Origin of the sequence: Microbacterium sp. K24 (assembly GCF_004794465.1) — a bacterium.
In the GTDB taxonomy this organism is placed as follows: domain Bacteria; phylum Actinomycetota; class Actinomycetes; order Actinomycetales; family Microbacteriaceae; genus Microbacterium.
This window is the reverse complement of record NZ_SSDJ01000061.1, coordinates 46,741-67,072: the sequence shown is the minus strand read 5'-3', so window position 1 is coordinate 67,072 and position 20,332 is coordinate 46,741. Positions and strand designations below refer to the sequence as shown.

Sequence of the window (20,332 nt, the reverse complement as noted above, 5' to 3'; positions counted from 1 at the left end):
TTCACGTCGCCACACACTGACACCCTAGGCGCGCGAAGGCGCGAGCCGCGGTATCCCGGGCGGGTTTCACCGGAATTCCAGCCCTGACGGTCGATCGCCACTGCTCCTGCAACGCAGACCATGCCGGAGGATTCTCCACGGAGCGCGTGCTGCCGGAGTCTCGAGGTCGTCGTGCCCGGTCAGTATGGGGACATGACCTTCCGCTACGACTTCGCACCGACCCCGTTCGGGGATGCTCTCGCGGTGTTCTCCGACGAGGGCATCGTGCGCTTCGACCTCTCCGAATCCGACGACCCCTCGGTCCCCTGGCTGCTCGAAGGAGCAGCACGCCAGCTCCACGAGATCCCCGAGCCCGACCCGGGAGCGGCCGATGAACTCGCCCATCTCCTCGCCGCCTATTTCGAGGGCGAGCCGATCCGCTTCGAGGACCACCTCCGCCTCGACTGGAGGCTCGTCGAGGGATTCCCCCTCACCGCACTGCAGACGATCTGCAGCATCGAATGGGGAGAGACGCTGAGCTACGGCGAGGTCGCGGTGCTCGCCGGTCATCCGGGCGCCGCTCGCGCGGTCGGCACGGCCTGCCGCCTCACCCCGTTCTCGATCATCGTGCCCGTGCATCGCGTCGTGCGCTCCGACGGTTCCGCGGGCCACTACGGCGCGCACCCCGAGCGCAAGCGGTTCCTCCTGGACCTCGAGTCCCGCTGACCGCGGCCTCCCCCGAGACGACGTGGACCCGGCGAGTAGGCCGCCGGGTCCACGTGCTCGGAATCTGCGCGTCCGTTCGCGGGCGTCAGTGCTCGGTCGCCTTCTCCGCCCCGAAGCCGGTGAGCGAGCGCACCTCCATCTCGGCGGCGAGCTCCGGCGACTCCTTCCGGCTGCTCGTGATCGTGCCGAGCCAGCCCAGCAGGAAGCCGAGCGGGATCGACACGATGCCCGGGTTGTTCAACGGCCAGACCGCGATGTCGATCCCCGGGATCATCGATGTCGGGGTGCCCGAGAACACGGGCGACAGGATGATCAGCACGATCGCCGAGCCGAGACCTCCGTACATGCTCCACACCGCGCCGCGGGTCGAGAACCGCCGCCAGAACAGCGAGTACAGGATGGTCGGGAGGTTGGCGGATGCCGCGACGGCGAAGGCCAGCGCGACGAGGAAGGCGATGTTCTGCCCCTGCGCGCCGATTCCGCCGATGATCGCCAGGATGCCGATCACGATCACCGTGCGACGGGCGACGCGCACTTCGGCATTGGGATCCGCCTCGACGGTCTTGCCCGCGGCATCCTTCTTGCCCTTCTGGATCACGTTCGCGTAGATGTCGTGCGCGAACGACGCGGCGGCGGTGATCGTGAGCCCGGCGACCACGGCGAGGATCGTCGCGAACGCCACGGCGGAGATGAAGCCGAGCAGCACCGGACCGCCGAGCTCGAGCGCGAGCAGCGGCGCAGCCGAGTTCACTCCGCCCGGAGCCGCCGCGATGACGTCCGCGCCGACGAGCGCACCGGCGCCGTACCCGAGCACGAGCGTCAGCAGGTAGAACCCGCCGATCAGCCAGATCGCCCAGACGACCGAACGACGGGCCTCCTTCGCCGTCGGCACCGTGTAGAAGCGCATCAGCACATGCGGGAGACCCGCGGTGCCGAGCACGAGGGCCATGCCGAGGGACAGGAAGTCCCAGGGGTTCGCTCCGTACTGCAGCCCCGGAGCGAGGATCGCATCGCCCTTGTCGGAGTTCGCCACCGCGGCCTCGAGGAGCGTGTTGAGGTTGAATCCGTTGATCGCGAGCACCCAGATGGTCATCGCGAGCGCGCCGCCGATCAACAGGAACGCCTTCACGATCTGCACCCAGGTCGTGCCCTTCATCCCGCCGATCAGGACGTAGACGATCATCAGCAGACCGACCACGGCGATCACGATCGACTGTCCGACCCGGCCGTCGATGCCGAGCAGCAGCGACACGAGACCGCCGGCACCCGCCATCTGAGCGAGAAGGTAGAAGAAGCACACGGCGAGCGTGGTGATCGCCGCGGCCATCCGGATCGGGCGCTGCTTCAACCGGAACGACAGCACGTCCGCCATCGTGAACTTGCCGGTGTTGCGCATCAGCTCCGCGACCAGCAGCAGCGCGACGAGCCACGCCACCAGGAACCCGATGGAGTAGAGGAATCCGTCGTAGCCGTTGATCGCGATCGCTCCGCAGATGCCGAGGAAGGATGCCGCCGACAGATAGTCGCCGGCGATCGCGAATCCGTTCTGCGGACCGGTGAACGAACGACCTGCCGCGTAGTAGTCGGCCGCGGTCTTGTTGTTGCGGCTGGCTCGGATGACGATGAAGAGCGTCACGGCCACGAAGCCCAGGAAGATCGAGATGTTGAGAACCGGATTGCTCTCGATCGCGGCGGGCTCGGTCGCGAAGGGGACGATGTTCATGCCTGGCCCTGCGCCTTCTCGAGCTCTTCACGGATCTCCGTCGCCAGCGGATCGATCTTCCTGTTGGCGAATGACACGTACGCCATGGTGATGGCGAAGGTCGTGACGAACTGTCCGAGCCCGAGGAGAAGGCCGACGGTGATATCGCCCCACACACGCTGCCCCATGAAGTCCGTCGCAAATGCAGCCAGAAGCACATAGGCGAAATACCAGATGAGGAAGAACGCGGCGAGGGGGAAGATGAAGGATCTCTGTGTGCGTTTCAGAGTGCGGAATCTCGGTGATTCCTCGATGGCGATGTAATCGATCGCACTGCTCGAACCCGCGGGGGTGTGGTCGCTCATGGGGCCTCCTTGCCTCATGTCCGGTGCTCGCACGACGGAGTCGTGCGAGTGATAGGGTCGACGCTACGAAACGGGGAACGGTGCCGTCACCCCCGAAAGTAGGTAGTCGTGAGCTCACCGGTCGCCGCCGAATCCGAAGACGAACTCGTCGCCCATGCGGTGCGCGAGCTCGCCCGGCGTACGCGCTTCCCCGTCGCCTTCGGCGGTCTCATCGAAGAGGGCGTCGTCAGCGTGACCAGCATCGTCGGCAACCGCACCAGGGCGCTCGACGGATTGCGCGTGCGCCCGGAGCGAGGTCTCGGCGGCAGGGCGATGATGGAGCTCCGCCCGCGGATGACGAGCGACTACGGCTCTTCGCAGCAGATCACGCACGACTACGACGTGTTCGTGCTCGGCGAGGGCTTGCGCACGCTGCTCGCACTTCCGATCGTGGTGCAGGGCCGACCGCGGGGAGTGCTCTATGCCGGCGCGTGGGACGAGGAGCAGATCGGCGGGGTGACCACGGCTCCGGCGATGCAGGTGGCGCAGTCGGTCGCCGAGGAGTTGCGCATCCGCGACGAGGTCGAGCGCCGGCTTCGCGCGTCGGCCCGCGGCGCCGATCCCGTTCCCGCACCCCAGCGCGAGGAGCTGCGGGAGAGCTTCGCCGAGCTGCGGAGCATCGCCGCCGACGTCGACGATGCGGATCTCCGCGCTCGCATCGCCCAGGTCGAGCGACGTCTGGTCACTCTCGCCGGCGACGCCGTCCCGGTCGCGACCGGCCCCGTGCCCACGGTGCATCTCTCCCCGCGGGAGACCGACGTGCTCGCCTGCGCCGCCCTCGGCTCCACGAACGCCGAGATCGCCGCGCAGCTGGGCCTTCGAGAGGGCACCGTGAAGGCGTATCTCGGCACCGCGATGTCGAAGCTGGATGCGTCGACGCGGCATTCCGCCGTGACCCGGGCACGACGCGCCGGCCTGCTCCCCTGACGCCGTCCCCGTCGATCCCGGCTGCCCAGTCCTTGCCCAGCCCCGTGGGCTACCATCGGAAGCGGTCGGAGAACTCCGGCCCCGGACGAGGCAGACCAGTACCCGGTGAGCGAAAAGACTGGTCCGAAAGGACCGATCATGTCGTGGATCGTACTCATCGTCTCCGGAGTGCTCGAGGCTGTCTGGGCCACTGCGCTCGGCAAGTCCGAAGGCCTCACCAAGCTCTGGCCGAGTGTCATCTTCTTCGTCGGACTCGCGCTGTCGATGTTCGGTCTCGCATTTGCGATGCGAGATATCGCCACAGGAACGGCCTATGCCGTGTGGGTGGGCATCGGTGCCTCCCTCACGGTCATCTGGGCCATGGTCACCGGCGACACCGAGATATCCTGGCTCCGCATTCTGCTGCTGATGGGACTGGTCGGGTGCATTGTCGGCCTCAAGCTGATTGACACCGGACACGAATAGTCGTCTTCTTTCGCCTTTGTTCTTGTCTCCGATAAATGTCGACGGTAGTGTGCGTCCCATGGCAAGAAGAATTGTGCACCAACTGGTAGACGATATCGACGGCAGCGTGCTGGAGGTCGGCGAGGGCGAGACCGTGCATTTCTCGCTGAACGGCACCTCTTACGAGATCGACCTGAATGCGGCGCACGTGGAGGAATTGCGCAAGGCATTCGAGCCGTACATCTCGGCAGGGCGCCGCGCCGGATCATCCGGCTCGGCCCGCACGTCGGCCACGCGCAAGCGTCCGGCACGCAACCCCGAGGTCGCCGCGATCCGCGCGTGGGCGAACAGCAACGGCTACACCCTGTCGGAGCGCGGCCGGATCCCGGCCCCGGTCGTCGAGGCGTACAACGCCGCGCACTGACCTGAGACAGCACCGACCTGAGACGGCGGAGTGACGCACCGGACGTGCGTCACTCCGCCGTCTTCGTCAACCAGGCTTCGTCGCGGAGGGTGATCTCATCGGTCATGTCGGCGAGGAACCGGATCACCACGTCCCGCTCCTCCCGACTCAGGCGCGCCGCCGCGTAGAACCGCTTCGCCTGCTGACGCCCCACGGTCTCCATCGCCGCATGGCGCGTCTCCGGCGTGATCGTGATCGCGAGGGCTCGACGATCCGTCGGATGCGGCGCCCGATGGATGTGGCCGCCGTTCTCGAGCCTGTCGAGCAGCTTGGTCGTCGCCGCCGTCGAGATCCCGAGGTGATGCGCGATGCCGCTCGGCGTCGCGACCAGCTCGCGGTTCGCACACACGATGAGGTAGTGCAGGGCGCGCATGTCGGTGTCGTTGAGCCGCATATAGCGGCGCGACGCCTGTGAGAGGCGCTGCTCCGCGTCGCGCAATCCTCCCAGCGCCTCCATCACGGCGGCGATCTGACGGAGATCCTCGGGGGGAACCCCCGTCCGATCGATCAGGGTGCTGCGCGGGTCGCTGGATTCGACGTCGTAGATCGCGGTGTGGCGGAGTCCGTCCGGTGTGGTGGTGGAGTCGCCGGACAGCTCCGCGCCGATGCGCGGGGTGGTGCCGGCCTCCGTGTCCATGCGATCATGTTACACACGAAGAGTTTCATGCTAAGTTGATTACTTACCAAGTTAGCGAAATGGGTGAGCGGAGGGATGCCATGGATCACGTGACACTCCTCGCCGAAGACGGGACGGCGATCGGGACCAGGCCGAAGAGCGAGGTGCACACGACAGACACCCCTCTGCACCTGGCGTTCTCCTGCTACGTGTTCGACGCCGGCGGACGGGTGCTGGTGACTCGTCGTGCGCTCACCAAGCGCACGTGGCCCGGGGTCTGGACGAACAGCTTCTGCGGACATCCGCGGCCCGACGAGCAGATGTCCGCGGCGGTGCGACGCCACGGCATGCATGAACTCGGACTGGAGCTCACCGAGCTCCGCGTCGTGCTCCCCGACTACCGCTATCGGGCCGTCGATGCGAGCGGCATCGTCGAGAACGAGATCTGCCCCGTGCACGTCGCCCTCGTCGACGGCGACCCCACCGGCGACCCCGACGAGGTCGCGGAATGGGCGTGGGTCGAGGTCGACGATCTCGTCGAGGCGGTCGCGCGCGCGCCGTTCGCCTTCAGCCCCTGGATGGCCGAGCAACTCCCGCGGCTCCGCGCCATCGGAGAGGTCTGACCGATGAGCACGACGGCCACCGAGGAAGATCTCGGCATCCGGATCGAAGAGGCGCTGCGCCACCGCTTCTCGGAGCGGCGATCCGCCGCAGAGCAGTACGGAACGGAATTCGTCGCGCTCTGGCAGGCGGCCGCTGAACATGCGCTCGGCGGCAAGCTGATCCGCCCGCGCCTGCTGATCGATCTCCTGCGGTCCCTCGCGCCCGCCGACCTCACGAGCGCCGAGGTCGAGCGCGCCGTCGACGTGGCCGTGCATGTCGAGCTGCTCCACTTCGCGTTCCTGCTCCACGACGACGTCATCGACGGCGACCTGATCCGCCGCCGCCGTCCGAACCTGATCGGATCGCTCGTCGAGCGCAGGTCGACGGAGCCTGCCGAGCCGGCGCTGCACTGGGCGCGGTCCAGCGCGATCCTCATGGGCGATCTCCTGCTCGCATCGGCCGTGCTCGGATTCGCGCGGGCCGACGTCTCCTCCGACGCGCGCGTTCGTCTCCTCTCCCTGCTGGAGCAGACGATCTTCGAGACCGTCGCGGGCGAGCACACCGACATCGGGCTGAGCGACGGCATCATCCCGCCCGATCTGCGCACCATCCTCTCGACGAGCGCCTACAAGACGGCGACGTACTCGTTCGTGCTCCCGTTGCGCGCCGCGGCGGTGCTCGCCGGCTCGTCGCCTGCGGCCGAGGAACAGCTCACCGCGATCGGCCGGCACCTCGGACTCGCCTACCAGCTGCAGGACGACCTCCTGTCGGTGTTCGGCGATCCCGAGGCGCACGGCAAGGACGCCTTCTCCGACCTGCGCGAGGGCAAGGAGACCGCGATCATCGCCTACGCGCGCATGACCGGGCACTGGCCGAGCATCGAACTGCGCTTCGGATCGATCGACCTCAGCGACGCCGACGCCGCCGACATCCGCGACCGTCTCCGCGAATGCGGTGCGGAGAAGTTCGTCCGCAGTCTCGTGCAGGAGCAGCTCGGAGCCGTGTCCGCCGTTCTCGGTGAGGCCGAATCGACCGGATCGCTCTCCCCTGCTGCCGGCCGCACGATCCTCGGACTCACCTCGCGCATCGAAGGCCGTTCGGTATGACGGGCAGCCCTTCGGATCAGGGCGACGGCGCCCTTCGTCGTTTCAACCGCACGGCCGAGATCGCCACCACCGACGTGATCCGTGCGTACTCGACCTCGTTCGGACTGGCGACGCGACTCCTCGGCAAGCGCCACCGTCAGCACGTGCGCAACATCTACGCCATGGTCCGCATCGCCGACGAGATCGTCGACGGCGTCGCGGCGGAAGCCGGACTCGACGTGACGGCGCAGTCCGCGGCCCTCGCGTCGTACATCGCCGAGACGCACCGCTCGATGCGCAGCGGCTACAGCAGCGACCTGATCCTGCATGCCTTCGCCCGCACGGCGCGGGAGTGCGCCATCGGGGAGGATCTGACGCAGCCGTTCTTCGATTCGATGACGGCCGACATCGGATCCGACGCGGGTTTCGCCGCCTACGACGCCGATGCCCACGCGAGCTACGTCTACGGCTCGGCCGAGGTCGTCGGCCTGATGTGCCTGCAGGTGTTCCTGCGCGACGAGGAGCGGACGGACGCCGAGCGCGAGACCCTCGTCCGCGGTGCGCGCCAGCTGGGAGCAGCGTTCCAGAACGTGAACTTCCTGCGCGACCTCGCCGACGACACCGACCGGCTGCACCGCGGCTACCTGGGCGGCTCCGCCCGTCTCACCGACGCCGACCGCGACGCGTGGGTCGAGACCGTGCACCGGCAGCTGGCCGACGCCCGCGAGGCGATCCCGCTGCTCCCCAAGGATGCCCGCGCAGCCGTGCGCAGTGCGCTCGCCCTCTTCGCCGCCCTCACCAGCCGCGTGGCACGCACCCCCGTCGAGGTGCTGTATCGCACCCGCGTACGCGTGCCCGACCCTGTGAAGGCGGCTCTGGCGGCACGAGCGCTCGTCGTCACCGCCCTGGAGCGGGAACGATGAGCCGGGTGACCGTGATCGGCGGGGGCGTCGCCGGGCTCGCCGTCGCCGGTCTGCTCGCCCGCGACGGGCACGAGGTCGTCGTGCTCGAGAAGAACGACCGGATCGGCGGCCGCGCGGGAACGCTCGAGCGCGACGGGTTCCGCTTCGACTCCGGCCCGTCCTGGTATCTGATGCCGGAGGTCTTCGACCACTACTTCGCGATGATGGGCACGACCACCGCCGCGCAGCTCGACCTCACCCTGCTCGACCCCGGCTATCGCGTGTTCCGTGCGCCGGATGCCGGGGGCGCGGCGAGCGCACCCGTCACGGTCCCCGCGGGCCGCGCGGCCGTGTCGCGCCTGTTCGAGTCGCTGGAACCGGGCTCGGCTCCCGCTCTGCAGGACTACCTCGACTCGGCGCACGACGCGAGCACGATGGCGGAGAAGTACTTCCTCTACAACCCGTTCACCCGGCTCCGCACTCTCCTGGCTCCCGAGGTTCTGCGGGCTCTTCCCCGACTGTTCTCGCTGCTGGGCACGCGTCTGCAGTCGTTCGCCGCCCGCCGCTTCCGTCACCCCGTCATCCGGCAGATCCTCGGGTATCCGGCGGTCTTCCTCGGCACCGATCCGCGCAGCGCGCCCGCGATGTACCACCTGATGAGTGCGCTCGACCTCGACCAGGGCGTGAGCTATCCGCAGGGTGGCTTCTGGCAGCTGGTCGAGCGGATCGGCGAGCTCGCGCGCGACGCCGGCGTGCGCATCATCACCGAGGCCGAGGTCACCGGCATCCGGACCGAGGCCGGGCCCGACGGACCCGCCGTGACCGGCGTGAGCTGGGTCGATGTCGACGGCGTCACGCACGTCGAGGACGCCGACATCGTCGTCTCGGCGGCCGATCTGCACCACACCGAGACAGCGCTGCTCCCCCGCGGGCTGCAGTCGTACCCGGAGTCGTGGTGGGAGCGCCGCACGAGCGGTCCGGGCGGTGTGCTCGTGATGCTCGGCGTCCGGGGGCCGCTGCCCGAGCTTCCGCATCACTCGCTCTTCTTCACCGACGACTGGGACGCGAACTTCGACGCGATCTTCGGAGCCGCTCCGTCGATCCCGTCCCCGGCGTCGACGTACGTCTGCCGTCCGAGCGCGACCGACCCGGATGTCGCCCCGGCGGGGCACGAGAACCTCTTCGTGCTCATCCCGGTCCCCGCCGACGTCGACCTCGGTCACGGCGGCTCCGACGGGGCCGGGTCCCCGGACATCGAGCGTGCCGCCGATGCCGCGATCGACATGATCTCGACCTGGGCCGGTGTTCCCGACCTGCGCGAGCGCATCGTCGTGCGCGAGACGACAGGACCCGCCGACTTCCGCGACGACTACAACTCCTGGCGGGGCGGGATGCTGGGGCCGGCGCACATCCTCACGCAGAGCGCGATGTTCCGTGCCCAGAACGCCTCGAAGCGGGTGCGGGGCCTCTACTACGCGGGCGCGACGACCGCGCCCGGGGTGGGCGTGCCGATGTGCCTCATCAGCGCCGAGATCGTCCTGAAGCGCGTGCGCGGCGATCACTCCGCCGGTCCCCTGCGGGAGCCGGTCGGCGAGGAGTCCCCCTGATGGGCGCGCTGTATCTCGGAGCCCTGCTGCTCTTCTCGGGATGCATGCTGCTGCTCGACCGGCGATTCCGCCTGTTCTTCTGGAAAGACGCCGTATCGGCAGCGATCGTGACCGTCGTCGGATTCGTCTTCTTCCTGGCCTGGGACATCGCCGGCATCGCCGGAGGGATCTTCTTCCGCGGCGAGGCGGCCATCGCGACAGGTCTGGTGCTGGCGCCGGAGCTGCCCATCGAGGAGCCCGTCTTCCTGCTCTTCCTCGTGCTGTGCACGATGGTGATCTACACCGGAGCGGTGCGTCTGTTCTCGCAGGGGCGCCGATCGCGCACCGAGCAGGAGGCGCGGCAGTGACCTACCTCCAGCTCGCCGCGTGCTTCCTCGCCCTCGCGGCGATCGGCGGAATCGCCCTGACGCTCGCGGCCCGTCGCCGAGGGCCCCGTCCCGTCGCCGTGGTGCTGACGCTCGTCGCCCTCCTCGTGCTCACGGCCGTGTTCGACACGGTCATGATCGCGAGCGGGCTCTTCCACTACTCGCCCGATCACCTGGCCGGATTCCACATCGGGCTCGCGCCGATCGAGGACTTCGCCTATCCGCTCGCCGGGGTGCTGCTGCTCCCCGCGCTCTGGGCCGCGCTGCGCGCCCGGAGGCGAGCGCAGCACGACCGGGTGGACAGCGACGCCGAGGAGCGGTCATGAGCGCCGAGTCCGTGCCCTCCCGCACCATCGGGCAGGACATCGCCCAGATCGTGCTCTCGTCGCGGCCGATCAGCTGGATCAACACGGCGTTCCCGTTCGCCGCCGCGTATCTGCTCAGCACCCGCGAGATCGACCTCACTCTCCTCATCGGCACGCTGTACTTCCTCATCCCGTACAACCTCGCGATGTACGGCATCAACGACGTCTTCGACTACGCCTCCGACCTGGCCAACCCGCGCAAGGGCGGCATCGAGGGCGCCCTGCTGTCACCCCGCATCCATCGCGCGACGCTCTGGGCCGCCGCCGTGACGAACATCCCGTTCCTCGTGTACCTGGTCGCCGTGGGCGGTCCGGCGAGTTGGGCCTGGCTGGCCGTGAGCGTGTTCGCCGTGATCGCCTACTCGGCGCCGGGGCTGCGGTTCAAGGAGCGTCCCTTCCTCGACTCGGTGACTTCGAGCACGCACTTCGTGAGTCCCGCGATCGTCGGACTCGCTCTCGCCGGCGCACAGATCACCCCCGGCGCCGTCATCACGCTCACCGCCTTCTTCCTCTGGGGGATGGCCGCGCACGCGTTCGGCGCGGTGCAGGACATCGGACCGGACCGTGAGGGCGGGATTTCGTCGATCGCCACCGTCATCGGCGCGCGGGCGACCGTGCGGCTCGGGCTGTCCCTCTGGGTCGTGGCCGGAGCCTCGATGCTCCTCACTCCCTGGCCAGGGCCGCTGGCTGCTCTCCTCGCCCTGCCGTACGTCGTCAACGCCGCACCGTGGTGGAACGTGACCGACGAGACCTCTGCCACGACGAACCGCGCATGGCGGCGATTCATCGCCCTGAACTATTTCGCGGGCTTCCTCGCGACGATGATCCTGATCCTCGCCTGGATCTCCTGACCCCGATCGATCTCCCTCCGAAAGGACCCCCGATGTCACGCCCTGATCGCGCGCCCGCTCCGCCGACCCGAGAGCGCTCGCGACGCCACTCCTGGGTGCGCGTGCTCATCCCGGTGGCGCTGATCCTGGTGTGGCTCGCCGGTGCGTCCTTCGGCGGACCGCTGTTCGGCAAGGTCGACGAGGTCTCCTCCAACGATCAGACGACGTACCTCCCCGAGTCGGCCGATGCCACCCAGGTGCAGAAGCTGCTCGGCGAGTTCAACGACAGCGACTCCATCCCGGCGATCGCGGTGTTCACCTCGGAGGACGAGCTCACCCAGAGCGAGCTCGACGCGATCTCGGATGCCGTCGCCGACGCACCCGCCGTCGAGGGGATCGGTGACGACGTCTCGCCGGCGCTCCCGTCCGACGACGGTCTCGCCGTGCAGGCGTTCATCCCGATCGAGAGCGACGCCGAGCTGGCGGATGCGACCGCCGCGCTCGGCGAGGAGCTGCGAGCCGCCGTCCCCGACGGCATCACGGTCTCCATCACGGGCCCCGCCGGGTTCAGCGCCGACCTCGTCGCGGGATTCGCGGGGATCGACGGCCTGCTCCTCGGCGTGGCGCTGCTCGCGGTGCTGGTGATCCTCGTGCTCGTGTACCGGTCGTTGCTGCTGCCCGTGGTCGTGCTCGCCACGAGCCTGTTCGCGCTCTGCGTGGCACTCCTCGTGGTCTGGTGGCTCGCGAAGTTCGAGGTCCTGCTGCTCAGCGGTCAGACCCAGGGCATCCTCTTCATCCTCGTGATCGGCGCTGCGACGGACTATGCGCTGCTTCTGGTCGCGCGATTCCGCGAAGAGCTGCGCACAGCTCAAGACAAGGGCACGGCCCTCATGGCCGCCTGGAAGGGCTCCTTCGAGCCCATCGTCGCCTCGGGCGGCACCGTGATCGCCGGTCTCCTCTGCCTGCTGCTCAGCGATCTGAAGTCGAACAGCACTCTCGGGCCCGTCGCGGCGATCGGCATCGTGTTCGCGATGCTCGCCGCCCTGACTCTGCTGCCGGCGCTCCTGCTGCTCTGCGGACGCGCCGTCTTCTGGCCGCGGCGACCGAAGTTCGAGCCGGAGGTCGTGGAGGCCGAGCACGGCATGCGGACCACCGGCCTGTGGGCCCGCCTGGCGAACCTGATCAGGCGTCGTCCGCGCGTGATCTGGATCGTGACGACCCTGGTCCTCCTCGTCGGCGCCGCGGGCGTGACCCAACTCGATGCGGTCGGCGTGCCGCAGTCCGACCTCGTGCTCGGCGCCTCCGAGGCGCGCGACGGCCAGGCGGCACTGGGCGAGCACTTCCCGGGCGGCTCCGGCAGCCCGGCCTACGTACTCGTCGCCGAGGACCGGCTGCAGGACGCGGCCGACATCCTGCTCGCGAGCGACGGCATCGACGGCGTCTCCGTCACGGCATCCGGCTCCCCCAGCGGCACCGCGACGGTGACGGAAGACGGTCTCGCGGCCGTGGGACCTCCCGGCACCCCCGCGCCCGAACCGACGATCGTCGACGGCGATGTGCTTCTTCAGGCGACCCTGACGGATGCCGCGGACTCCGACGGCGCCGCCGCCACGGTCCGTGAGCTGCGCGGCGAACTCGACGATCTCGACGCACTCGTCGGGGGCGTCACGGCGACCTCGATCGACACGAACGACGCGTCGATCCACGACCGCAACCTCATCCTCCCGGTCATCCTCGTCGTCATCATGTTCATCCTCATGCTGCTGCTGCGGTCGATCCTCGCGCCCGTGCTGCTGATCCTCACCACGGTGCTGTCCTTCGGCACGGCGCTGGGCGTCTCGGCGCTCGTCTTCGACGGGGTCTTCCGGTTCCCCGGTGCGGACCCCGCCGTTCCCCTGTTCGGCTTCGTCTTCCTCGTGGCGCTCGGCATCGACTACAACATCTTCCTGATGACCCGGGTGCGGGAGGAATCGCGCGCGCACGGGACTCGCGAGGGCGTGCTCCGCGGACTCTCCATCACCGGCGGCGTGATCACGTCGGCGGGCCTCGTGCTCGCGGCCACCTTCGCCGCGCTCTCGGTGATCCCGATCCTGTTCCTGGTGCAGATCGCGTTCATCGTGGCCTTCGGCGTGCTGCTCGACACCTTCGTCGTCCGCTCGCTCCTGGTGCCCGCACTGACCTACGACATCGGGAAGGCCATCTGGTGGCCGTCGAAGCTCTGGCGGCACGGCGAGAGATAGCGCTAGGTGCCCGCGACAGGATTCGAACCTGCGACCTGCCCTTTAGGAGAGGGCTGCTCTATCCCCTGAGCTACGAGGGCGCACTCCAAGTCTAAGGGGCCGCGGCCTTCACTCCGGCTCGGCGCTCACGCGGCGAGCGCGAGGTACGGCTCCCATCGCGGATCGCTGCGCTCGGTCCCCCGCACCGTCCAGGCGGTGCCGTGCGGGGGGCGCGGCGTGAACCGCAGCTGCCACCGCATCTCCTGCGGCGTCCGGTCGCTCTTGACGTTGTTGCAGCGCAGGCAGCAGGCCACGAGGTTCTCCCACGAGTCTGCGCCTCCGCGCGAGCGCGGAAGCACATGGTCGATGGTCGATGCAGCTTTCCCGCAGTACCCGCAGCGGTGGTTGTCGCGGCGGAGCACCCCGCGTCTGGTCACCGGCACCCGTCTGCTCGTCGGCACCCGCACGTAGCGGGACAGGATGATCACGGCGGGGCGTTCGTATACGCCGTGGCTGCCCCAGACGGGATCATCTTCCACGCGTTCGATCACCGTGGCCTTGTCGTTCATCACGAGCACGAGCGCTCGCTTGAACGACACGATCGCCAGCGGCTCGTATCCGGCATTCAGGACCAGTGTGCGCATTCGTCATCCTCTCGATCCGCCGGGACGGCTTCCCGGCACTCTCGACTCACACGAGGTCGCGCAGACGGCAGAGCGTTCGCAAGGACGAAAAAAGGCGCCGTCTAAAGACAGCGCCTTTCGCGCACGGCAACGCCGTGGCATCCCTGCGGGCTATGCAGGAGGACGTGACGATCGAGGCCATCCATGGTTCGGATGCTCGATATTCGGTCCATCTGCCTCTCCCGCCCGTACGACAACGGCTTCAGGCTAACCCATGCAGCTGTATGCGGGGCGAAACGACAGGTGAACGGACGGGAGCGTGTCCCGGTGGATCAGCGCAGGATCAGCCGGCGTTGGCGGCGAGCCAGGAGTACGGCTCGACCATTCCGCCGTTGATCCACACCTCGAAGTGGAGGTGGTTCGCCGTCGACCGGCCGGTGCTGCCCACGAAGCCGATGAGCTGTCCGGCTGCCACGGTCTGGCCTGCGGCGACCTGACGGGTCCCGTAGGTCATGTGACCGTAGGTGGACTGCACCTGCTGGCCGCCCACGACGCTGTCGATCATGACGCAGACGCCGTAGCCGCCGATGCTCTCGGCCGAGGCGCGGACCACGCCGGCGGCGGTGGCGTAGATCGGGGTCATAGCGGGAGCGAGCATGTCGGCTCCGTTGTGACCGCCGCCGATCGTGCGTCCCTGCGTGTACGAACCACCGGGAAGCGGATAGCGGACCTCACCGGATCCGGGTGAGACCAACGCGTAGCCGGACGTGTTGAACCTCGCGGAGGCGGTCGAGGCGGCCGCGGCAGCGCGCGCTGCTGCCGCCTCCTCGGCCTTCTTCTTCTCGATCTCCTCGGGAGTCGTCGCGGTGAAGGTGCCGCGGCTCAGCGGCGCGGCCGTCGCCTGCGAGGCGACGACGAGCGACTGCGCGTCGACGGCAGCGAGCTGCTGGAGCGTGGTCGGGGCGGCCTCCGTCGGCTTCGACGTCGCGAACGCGGGGAGGGCGATTCCGGCGACCAGCGCACCGACCGCACCGAAGATGGCGATGGAGCGGAGTGGCTTGAGGGCCTTTCGACCACCGGCGCGCGCACCTGTTCGGCGGGCTGGCGATCGGTCTTCAGATGTCTTCTTCGCGGTCGGTTCGATGTCTGCGGCCAAAACTTGGTCCTCCTGGGCCCTCGCGCTTTCGGGTAGCGCTGGCTCGTCGGCACTCTGCTTCTCGTGGCACGAATGTAGCTCGGGGTACTTTGTGCGTTCCTGCCGTGAAGACGACGAGCCTGGAAGGCGATCTTCGCGGGTCATCGCCAGCGGGCTTCTTCGCTGACGACTTGACCGAGGTTACCGGAAGATAACGATCATGTCACCCTGGGAACCTGACAATCGACGCAGAGGCCCGATCTTCGCGCCGATCAGGCCGGTTCGCCGACCAGGAAGATGTGCGAGGCGAGCTCGACCGGCAGCTCGAGGCCGTCTTCCTTGCCCTCCATCTGGATGAGGACGTAGCCCTCGCTGAAGCGGAAGTCGCCGCGAGCGCCGGGCATGACCCCCGCGTCGCGCAGCTGTTCCAGGAGTTCGGGGTCGACCTGCGCGGGCTCGGCCAGACGCCGCACGGTGCCGTCGATCGGCGCGCCTGCCGCGTTGAGCTTCTGGACGAGGCCGATGACACCCTCGTCGAAGGTGCGTGCCGGCAGGTCGCCCAGCTGGTCCAGACCCGGGATCGGGTTGCCGTAGGGCGACTCGGTGGGGTGACCGAGGAGCTCGACCAGACGACGCTCGACCTGCTCGCTCATCACGTGCTCCCAGCGACAGGCCTCTTCGTGCACGAAGGCCCAATCCAGTCCGATCACGTCGCTCAGCAGACGCTCGGCGAGACGGTGCTTGCGCATGACGTCGACGGCCTTGCGGCGCCCGGCGTCGGTGAGCTCGAGCGTGCGATCCTCGGAGACGACGACGAGGCCGTCGCGCTCCATGCGGCCGACGGTCTGCGAGACCGTGGGACCGGAGTGCCCGAGGCGCTCGGAGATGCGCGCACGCAGCGGAACGATGTTCTCCTCCTCGAGTTCGAGGATGGTGCGGAGATACATCTCCGTGGTGTCGATCAGATCGGTCATGTGAAGGCCCTCCGAGATTCTTAGGCAAGCCTACATTCCCGGAGGGACATCGGATCCGCGGCCGGTGAAGGCCGCTGCCGCGCGCCCCTTAGAATCGACGCATGGCGATCGAGATTCCCGGTGACCTCCTGCCCGCTGACGGCCGTTTCGGCTGCGGCCCCTCGAAGGTGCGTCCCGCGCAGCTCGAGGCGCTCCTCTCGTCGGGCGCGACGATCCTCGGCACCTCCCACCGCCAGGCCCCGGTGAAGAACCTCGTCGGCAGCGTGCGCGAGCAGTTGGCCGCCCTCTTCCGCGTGCCCGAGGGCTACGAGATCCTCGTCGGCAACGGCGGCTCCACCGCGTTCTGGGACGCGGCCGCGTTCGGCCTGATCGAGCGCCGCAGCCAGAATCTCGTGTTCGGCGAGTTCGGCGGCAAGTTCGCCGCCGCAGCCGGCGCACCGTGGCTCGACGCTCCCGACGTGCGCAAGGCCGAGCCGGGCTCGCGCACCGCGGCCGAGGTCGTCGAGGGCGTCGACGTGTACGCCTGGCCGCACAACGAGACCTCCACCGGCGTCGCCGCCCCCGTCGAGCGCGTCCACGCAGACGGCGCTCTCACGGTCATCGACGCGACGAGTGCCGCCGGCGGCATCGACTTCGACGTCACCCAGGCCGACGTGTACTACTTCGCCCCGCAGAAGAACCTCGGATCCGACGGCGGGCTGTGGTTCGCCGCCGTCTCCCCCGCTGCGATCGAGCGCATCGAGCGCATCGCCGCCTCGGGCCGCTACATCCCGGAGTTCCTGAGCCTGAAGAACGCGGTCGACAACTCGCGACTCAACCAGACGCTCAACACCCCGGCGCTCACGACCCTGCATCTGCTCGACAGCCAGTTGAGCTGGATCCTCGGCAACGGCGGACTCGCGTGGGCGGCCGGCCGCACGGCGGAGTCCTCCACCGTGCTCTACGACTGGGCCGAGGCCTCCTCGGTCGCGACGCCGTTCGTGGCGGATGCCGCCCACCGTTCGCCCGTCGTCGTCACGATCGACTTCGACGAGAGCATCGACGCGGCCGCGGTCGCGAAGACGCTGCGCGCCAACGGCATCGTCGACACCGAGCCGTACCGCAAGCTCGGTCGCAACCAGCTCCGGGTGGCGACCTTCGTCTCGATCGAGCCGGACGACGTGCGCCAGCTCACGCGCGCGCTCGACTACGTGCTGGAGAACCTGGGGGCCTGAGCCCCCGCGTCACTCCTCGTCGTCGGCGTCCTCGTCGTCCTCAGCGTCGGCGTCCTCGTCCGACTCCGACTCATCGTCCTCGTCGTCATCGAAGCCGTCGTCGGCGGAATCATCGTCGGACACCACGCTGGGGTCGAGTTCGTCGATGTCGACACCGTCGACGTCACCGGCGTGCAGGACCGTCGCGGGCGCGTCGGCATCCTCATCGTCGTCGAGGTCATCGTCCTCATCGAGGTCTTCGGCGTCCTCATCGTCGATGCCGTCGATGTCGCCATCGACGTCGTCGCCGGATTCGGCAGCCTCCGACGCCGCCTGTTCGGCGAGCTCGACCTGATGAGCGCGGTAGTCCGCGAGACGCTCCGCCCACGGCACCCACTCGGGCGCCAGGAGCGCGCCGTCGCCGGGGAGGAGTTCGACCTCGAGCACGGTCGGCTCCTCGTCGTCCACGCGGGCGACGGTCACCGTCCAGTACCAGCCGGGATAGCCGGGCAGCCTGTTCTCGAAGCGCAGCGACACCGAGCCGTCGTCTTCGAGGAGGTAGCCGGCGGCCGGACCGATCGACGTCGCCGGAGTGATCTCGCGCAGAGCTTCCAGCGCGAGATCGTGGGCGTCGAGGAGACGCGCGTCGGCGTCAGGCTTCGAGGTCATCGGCGACCTTGCGCAGGACGGCCGCGATCTTGCGGCCGTGACCGGACGACGGGTAGCGCCCACGGCGCAGGTCCCCGCCGATGGTGTCGAGGAGCTTCACGAGGTCCTCGACGATGATCGCCATGTCGTCGGCGGGGATCCGCTTGGCCTTCGACAGGCTCGGCGGCGCCTCGAGCACTCGCACCGACAGCGCCTGCAGACCGCGCTTCCCGTCCGCCACTCCGAACTCCACGCGCGCACCGGCCTTCACCGCGGTGCCCGTGGGCATCGCGGAAGCGTGCAGGAAGACGTCCTGGCCGTCATCGCTGGCGATGAAGCCGAAACCCTTGTCTTCGTCGTAGAACCTGACCTTGCCGGTGGGCATGGGAGAACCTCGCTGAAATCGATAAGCAGAACGGGGTACGCGCTGATGCGCGCACCCTCCCAGCCTACCGGTCGCCGGGCCGGCGGAATCGAAGCCCCCGTGCGAGTAGGCTGAGACGGATGAGCACGCAGAGCACCGAACCGGAGGTTCCCATCCGCCGGGTGGATCGTATCCTCGCGTTCACCGCGCTCGGAATCGCCGCGGCATCCGTGATCTGCTTCTTCGCCATCATCATCGGCACGGCCGTGGGCATGGACCAGTCCGCCTTCGGAGAAGGCGCGTGGCCCGTGATCGCGGCGATCCCGTTCTGGGGTCTGCCGCTCGCCTTCGTGATGATCATCACGCTGCTCGTGATGAGCTTCATCCGGAAGGGGCGCGCGGCATCGCGTTCCTGAGGCATCGCCCATGAGCACTCACGCACGGCCGCTGGCGGATTGGCTGGCCGCGGCGAGCGATGACGCACTGCATCACCTCCTGTCGTCCCGCGGCGTGCGACCCGACGTCGCGTGGCAGGACTTCTTCGACGCGGCCGAGGCACTGCTCGACCCGACGGCACTGGCCAAGGTCCTTCCGACGCTCACGGCGGCGGAGGCGACGGCCCTGGTCCGGGCCGTCGGCGGGGAGGACCCGGGGCCTGAGCGCGAGGCTCTGACCGCGCTCGCCCTGCTCCGACCGGACGGCACCCCCTACGCCCCGCTGGTCTCGGTGCTCGCCGGGCGCTCCGTCCCCGAGGGCCTCGAGGCGCCCGCCCCCGGCGCCGCTTCGGAGGCGGCGTCCGCGCATGCCGCGGAGCGCGCGTTCACCACGGTGGCCGTGCTCGCCGATGTGCTCCTCATCGCCAGGGAGGCGCCGTTCGCCCTGCTCGCCGGCGGCGCCATCAGCGCCGGCGAGAAGCGGCAGCTCACGGAGTCGGGCATCTCGGCCGAGATCGTCGACGCGCTCCTCAGCATCGCGATCGACGCACGGCTCGCCGTCGCCGCCGATCGTCGGCTGCGCACCACCGCAGCAGCGGAGACCTGGCTGCGCTCGTCCGTGGCGGAGCGATGGACGCTTCTCGTGACCGCCTTCCGCGACGCGCTGCCCCGCGGCGTGCGCTCGGCCGACGGCGGATGGATTCCTCCCGAGGCCTGGCCGCTCGCGCATCCGTGGGATCCGTCGTGGCCCGAGCGTTCCCGCACGCTGCGGGAGGCGGCGCGACTGCTCGGACTGGTCGCCGAGGACGGCTCCGAACCCGAATGGGCAGCCACCGTGCGCCGGGGCGAGAGCACCGATCCCGCCGCGCTCGTCCGCCTGCTCCCGGCCGAGGTCGATCGCATCTTCCTGCAGAACGATCTCACCGCCATCGCCCCGGGGCCGCTGCTGCCCGCACTGGATGTACGACTCCGTGGCATCGCCGCCCGCGAGTCGGCCGCCCAGGCGTCGTCGTACCGCTTCACGGCCGAGTCGATGGCGCATGCGTTCGTCGCGGGTGAGACCGAGGAGTCGATCCTCGAGTTCCTCGGCGGGATCTCCCTCACCGGGATCCCGCAGCCGCTGAACTACCTGGTCGCTCAGACCGCGCAACGGCACGGCCTGGTGCGCGTCTCGACCGACGAGGAGACCGGGCGGACGCGGATCGAGAGCACGGACCTGCATCTCATCCAGGCGATGGCCGTGGATCAGTCCCTGCGCCCGCTCGCACTCGCGTCTCACGCCGATGCGCTCACGACGCGGGTCGGACGAGAGACCGTGTACTGGGCCCTCACCGATGCGCGCTACCCGGCGACGCTGGTCGGCCCCGACGGCGCCATCCCGGTGCGGGAGCGGCATCCTGCCCCCCGTGTCTCGACGGATCCGGCCGATGAAGCCGATCTCGGCGCCCTGATCACCCGCCTGCGCGCTCACCAGGGCCCGGATGCCGATGCCGCCTGGCTCGACCGCGAGCTCGAGGCGGCCGTCCGAGCCAAGGCCGTCCTGCAGGTCACGGTGGGGATGCCGGACGGGTCGACCAGAGAGCTGCTGCTCGAGGCCACCGGGATCGGCGGCGGCCGCCTCCGCGGTCGGGATCGTGCCGCCGATGTCGAGCGCACCCTTCCGGTGTCGAGCATCCTGGCCGCCTCGGTCGTCGCACCGTAAGCCCCGACCCTCCCGCGCCCGG

The 20,332-nt window shown here is 69.1% G+C and carries 23 protein-coding genes, 1 tRNA gene and 1 riboswitch; of the genes, 15 read left to right on the top strand and 9 right to left on the bottom strand.

Going from position 1 to position 20,332, the window contains the following annotated elements:
• Positions 1–192: 192 nt before the first annotated feature.
• Positions 193–705, top strand: a complete 513-nt coding sequence (locus DW306_RS04290) for a methylated-DNA--[protein]-cysteine S-methyltransferase (RefSeq protein ID WP_136054411.1) — start codon at positions 193–195, stop codon at positions 703–705.
• Positions 706–790: 85 nt separating this feature from the next.
• Here the strand turns inward: DW306_RS04290 and DW306_RS04285 are convergent, their stop codons facing one another.
• Entirely contained in the window at positions 791–2,428 is a 1,638-nt protein-coding gene (locus tag DW306_RS04285) for a cation acetate symporter (protein ID WP_136054410.1), read from the bottom strand.
• Positions 2,425–2,772: a DUF485 domain-containing protein gene (locus tag DW306_RS04280; RefSeq protein ID WP_136054409.1), complete on the bottom strand. Its 348-nt coding sequence runs from the start codon at positions 2,770–2,772 to the stop codon at positions 2,425–2,427. Before DW306_RS04280 ends, DW306_RS04285 begins: the two co-directional genes overlap by 4 nt.
• Before the next feature lie 108 nt (positions 2,773–2,880).
• On the opposite strand from DW306_RS04280, the gene DW306_RS04275 reads away from it, so the two are divergent.
• From DW306_RS04275 to DW306_RS04265, 3 genes are all read left to right on the top strand, one after another.
• Positions 2,881–3,738 carry a LuxR C-terminal-related transcriptional regulator gene (locus tag DW306_RS04275; protein WP_136054408.1) on the top strand — a complete coding sequence of 286 codons (858 nt, stop codon included), beginning with the start codon at positions 2,881–2,883 and terminating at the stop codon, positions 3,736–3,738.
• Between the two features lie 61 nt (positions 3,739–3,799).
• A riboswitch (guanidine-III (ykkC-III) riboswitch) is annotated at positions 3,800–3,865 on the top strand.
• Between the two features lie 11 nt (positions 3,866–3,876).
• On the top strand, positions 3,877–4,203 hold the full coding sequence (locus tag DW306_RS04270) for a multidrug efflux SMR transporter (protein WP_136054407.1): 327 nt from the start codon (positions 3,877–3,879) through the stop codon (positions 4,201–4,203).
• A gap of 58 nt (positions 4,204–4,261) precedes the next feature.
• On the top strand, positions 4,262–4,606 hold the full coding sequence (locus DW306_RS04265) for an Lsr2 family protein (RefSeq protein WP_136054406.1): 345 nt from the start codon (positions 4,262–4,264) through the stop codon (positions 4,604–4,606).
• Between the two features lie 49 nt (positions 4,607–4,655).
• On the opposite strand, the gene DW306_RS04260 is transcribed toward DW306_RS04265, so the two are convergent.
• Positions 4,656–5,282, bottom strand: a complete 627-nt coding sequence (locus tag DW306_RS04260) for a MarR family transcriptional regulator (protein ID WP_136054405.1) — start codon at positions 5,280–5,282, stop codon at positions 4,656–4,658.
• Between the two features lie 80 nt (positions 5,283–5,362).
• Here DW306_RS04260 and idi point away from each other — a divergent pair, with 80 nt between their 5' ends.
• Genes idi through DW306_RS04220 form a run of 8 tightly spaced genes read left to right on the top strand, consistent with a single transcriptional unit; the run spans position 5,363 to position 13,258 of the window.
• Positions 5,363–5,884 (top strand): isopentenyl-diphosphate Delta-isomerase, encoded by a 522-nt coding sequence (idi, locus tag DW306_RS04255; RefSeq protein WP_136054404.1) that lies wholly within the window; start codon positions 5,363–5,365, stop codon positions 5,882–5,884.
• A gap of 3 nt (positions 5,885–5,887) precedes the next feature.
• On the top strand, positions 5,888–6,970 hold the full coding sequence (locus tag DW306_RS04250; protein ID WP_136054403.1) for a polyprenyl synthetase family protein: 1,083 nt from the start codon (positions 5,888–5,890) through the stop codon (positions 6,968–6,970).
• Entirely contained in the window at positions 6,967–7,872 is a 906-nt protein-coding gene (locus tag DW306_RS04245) for a squalene/phytoene synthase family protein (protein ID WP_136054402.1), read from the top strand. The genes DW306_RS04250 and DW306_RS04245 overlap by 4 nt, the downstream gene beginning before the upstream one ends.
• Complete coding sequence (gene crtI / locus DW306_RS04240; protein ID WP_136054401.1) at positions 7,869–9,458, top strand: phytoene desaturase family protein; 1,590 nt, start codon at positions 7,869–7,871, stop codon at positions 9,456–9,458. The genes DW306_RS04245 and crtI overlap by 4 nt, the downstream gene beginning before the upstream one ends.
• The gene (locus DW306_RS04235) at positions 9,458–9,805 is read left to right on the top strand and encodes a lycopene cyclase domain-containing protein (protein ID WP_136054400.1); all 348 of its coding nucleotides are present in this window, start codon (positions 9,458–9,460) and stop codon (positions 9,803–9,805) included. The genes crtI and DW306_RS04235 overlap by 1 nt, the downstream gene beginning before the upstream one ends.
• Entirely contained in the window at positions 9,802–10,149 is a 348-nt protein-coding gene (locus tag DW306_RS04230) for a lycopene cyclase domain-containing protein (RefSeq protein WP_136054399.1), read from the top strand. The genes DW306_RS04235 and DW306_RS04230 overlap by 4 nt, the downstream gene beginning before the upstream one ends.
• The gene (locus tag DW306_RS04225) at positions 10,146–11,039 is read left to right on the top strand and encodes a prenyltransferase (protein ID WP_136054398.1); all 894 of its coding nucleotides are present in this window, start codon (positions 10,146–10,148) and stop codon (positions 11,037–11,039) included. The genes DW306_RS04230 and DW306_RS04225 overlap by 4 nt, the downstream gene beginning before the upstream one ends.
• Before the next feature lie 32 nt (positions 11,040–11,071).
• Positions 11,072–13,258, top strand: a complete 2,187-nt coding sequence (locus DW306_RS04220) for an MMPL family transporter (protein WP_136054397.1) — start codon at positions 11,072–11,074, stop codon at positions 13,256–13,258.
• A 7-nt stretch (positions 13,259–13,265) separates the two neighbouring features.
• Here DW306_RS04220 and DW306_RS04215 read toward each other — a convergent pair.
• From DW306_RS04215 to DW306_RS04200, 4 genes are all read right to left on the bottom strand, one after another.
• Positions 13,266–13,338, bottom strand: a tRNA-Arg gene (locus DW306_RS04215).
• Between the two features lie 45 nt (positions 13,339–13,383).
• A complete protein-coding gene (locus DW306_RS04210) occupies positions 13,384–13,881 on the bottom strand; it encodes an HNH endonuclease (protein ID WP_136054396.1) in 498 nt (165 codons plus the stop codon).
• A 322-nt stretch (positions 13,882–14,203) separates the two neighbouring features.
• A complete protein-coding gene (locus DW306_RS04205; protein WP_136054395.1) occupies positions 14,204–15,016 on the bottom strand; it encodes a M23 family metallopeptidase in 813 nt (270 codons plus the stop codon).
• 251 nt (positions 15,017–15,267) lie between these two features.
• Complete coding sequence (locus DW306_RS04200; RefSeq protein ID WP_136054394.1) at positions 15,268–15,969, bottom strand: metal-dependent transcriptional regulator; 702 nt, start codon at positions 15,967–15,969, stop codon at positions 15,268–15,270.
• Between the two features lie 101 nt (positions 15,970–16,070).
• Here DW306_RS04200 and serC point away from each other — a divergent pair, with 101 nt between their 5' ends.
• On the top strand, positions 16,071–17,183 hold the full coding sequence (serC, locus tag DW306_RS04195; RefSeq protein ID WP_136054393.1) for a phosphoserine transaminase: 1,113 nt from the start codon (positions 16,071–16,073) through the stop codon (positions 17,181–17,183).
• Positions 17,184–17,192: 9 nt separating this feature from the next.
• On the opposite strand, the gene DW306_RS04190 is transcribed toward serC, so the two are convergent.
• Both DW306_RS04190 and DW306_RS04185 read right to left on the bottom strand, forming a co-directional pair.
• Positions 17,193–17,831, bottom strand: a complete 639-nt coding sequence (locus DW306_RS04190; protein WP_136054392.1) for a DUF3027 domain-containing protein — start codon at positions 17,829–17,831, stop codon at positions 17,193–17,195.
• Positions 17,815–18,195 (bottom strand): cold shock domain-containing protein, encoded by a 381-nt coding sequence (locus tag DW306_RS04185; protein ID WP_116635891.1) that lies wholly within the window; start codon positions 18,193–18,195, stop codon positions 17,815–17,817. The genes DW306_RS04190 and DW306_RS04185 overlap by 17 nt, the downstream gene beginning before the upstream one ends.
• 119 nt (positions 18,196–18,314) lie before the next feature.
• On the opposite strand from DW306_RS04185, the gene DW306_RS04180 reads away from it, so the two are divergent.
• Positions 18,315–18,590, top strand: a complete 276-nt coding sequence (locus DW306_RS04180; RefSeq protein WP_136054391.1) for a multidrug ABC transporter ATPase — start codon at positions 18,315–18,317, stop codon at positions 18,588–18,590.
• A gap of 10 nt (positions 18,591–18,600) precedes the next feature.
• Positions 18,601–20,310, top strand: a complete 1,710-nt coding sequence (locus DW306_RS04175; protein ID WP_136054390.1) for a helicase-associated domain-containing protein — start codon at positions 18,601–18,603, stop codon at positions 20,308–20,310.
• Positions 20,311–20,332: the final 22 nt, after the last annotated feature.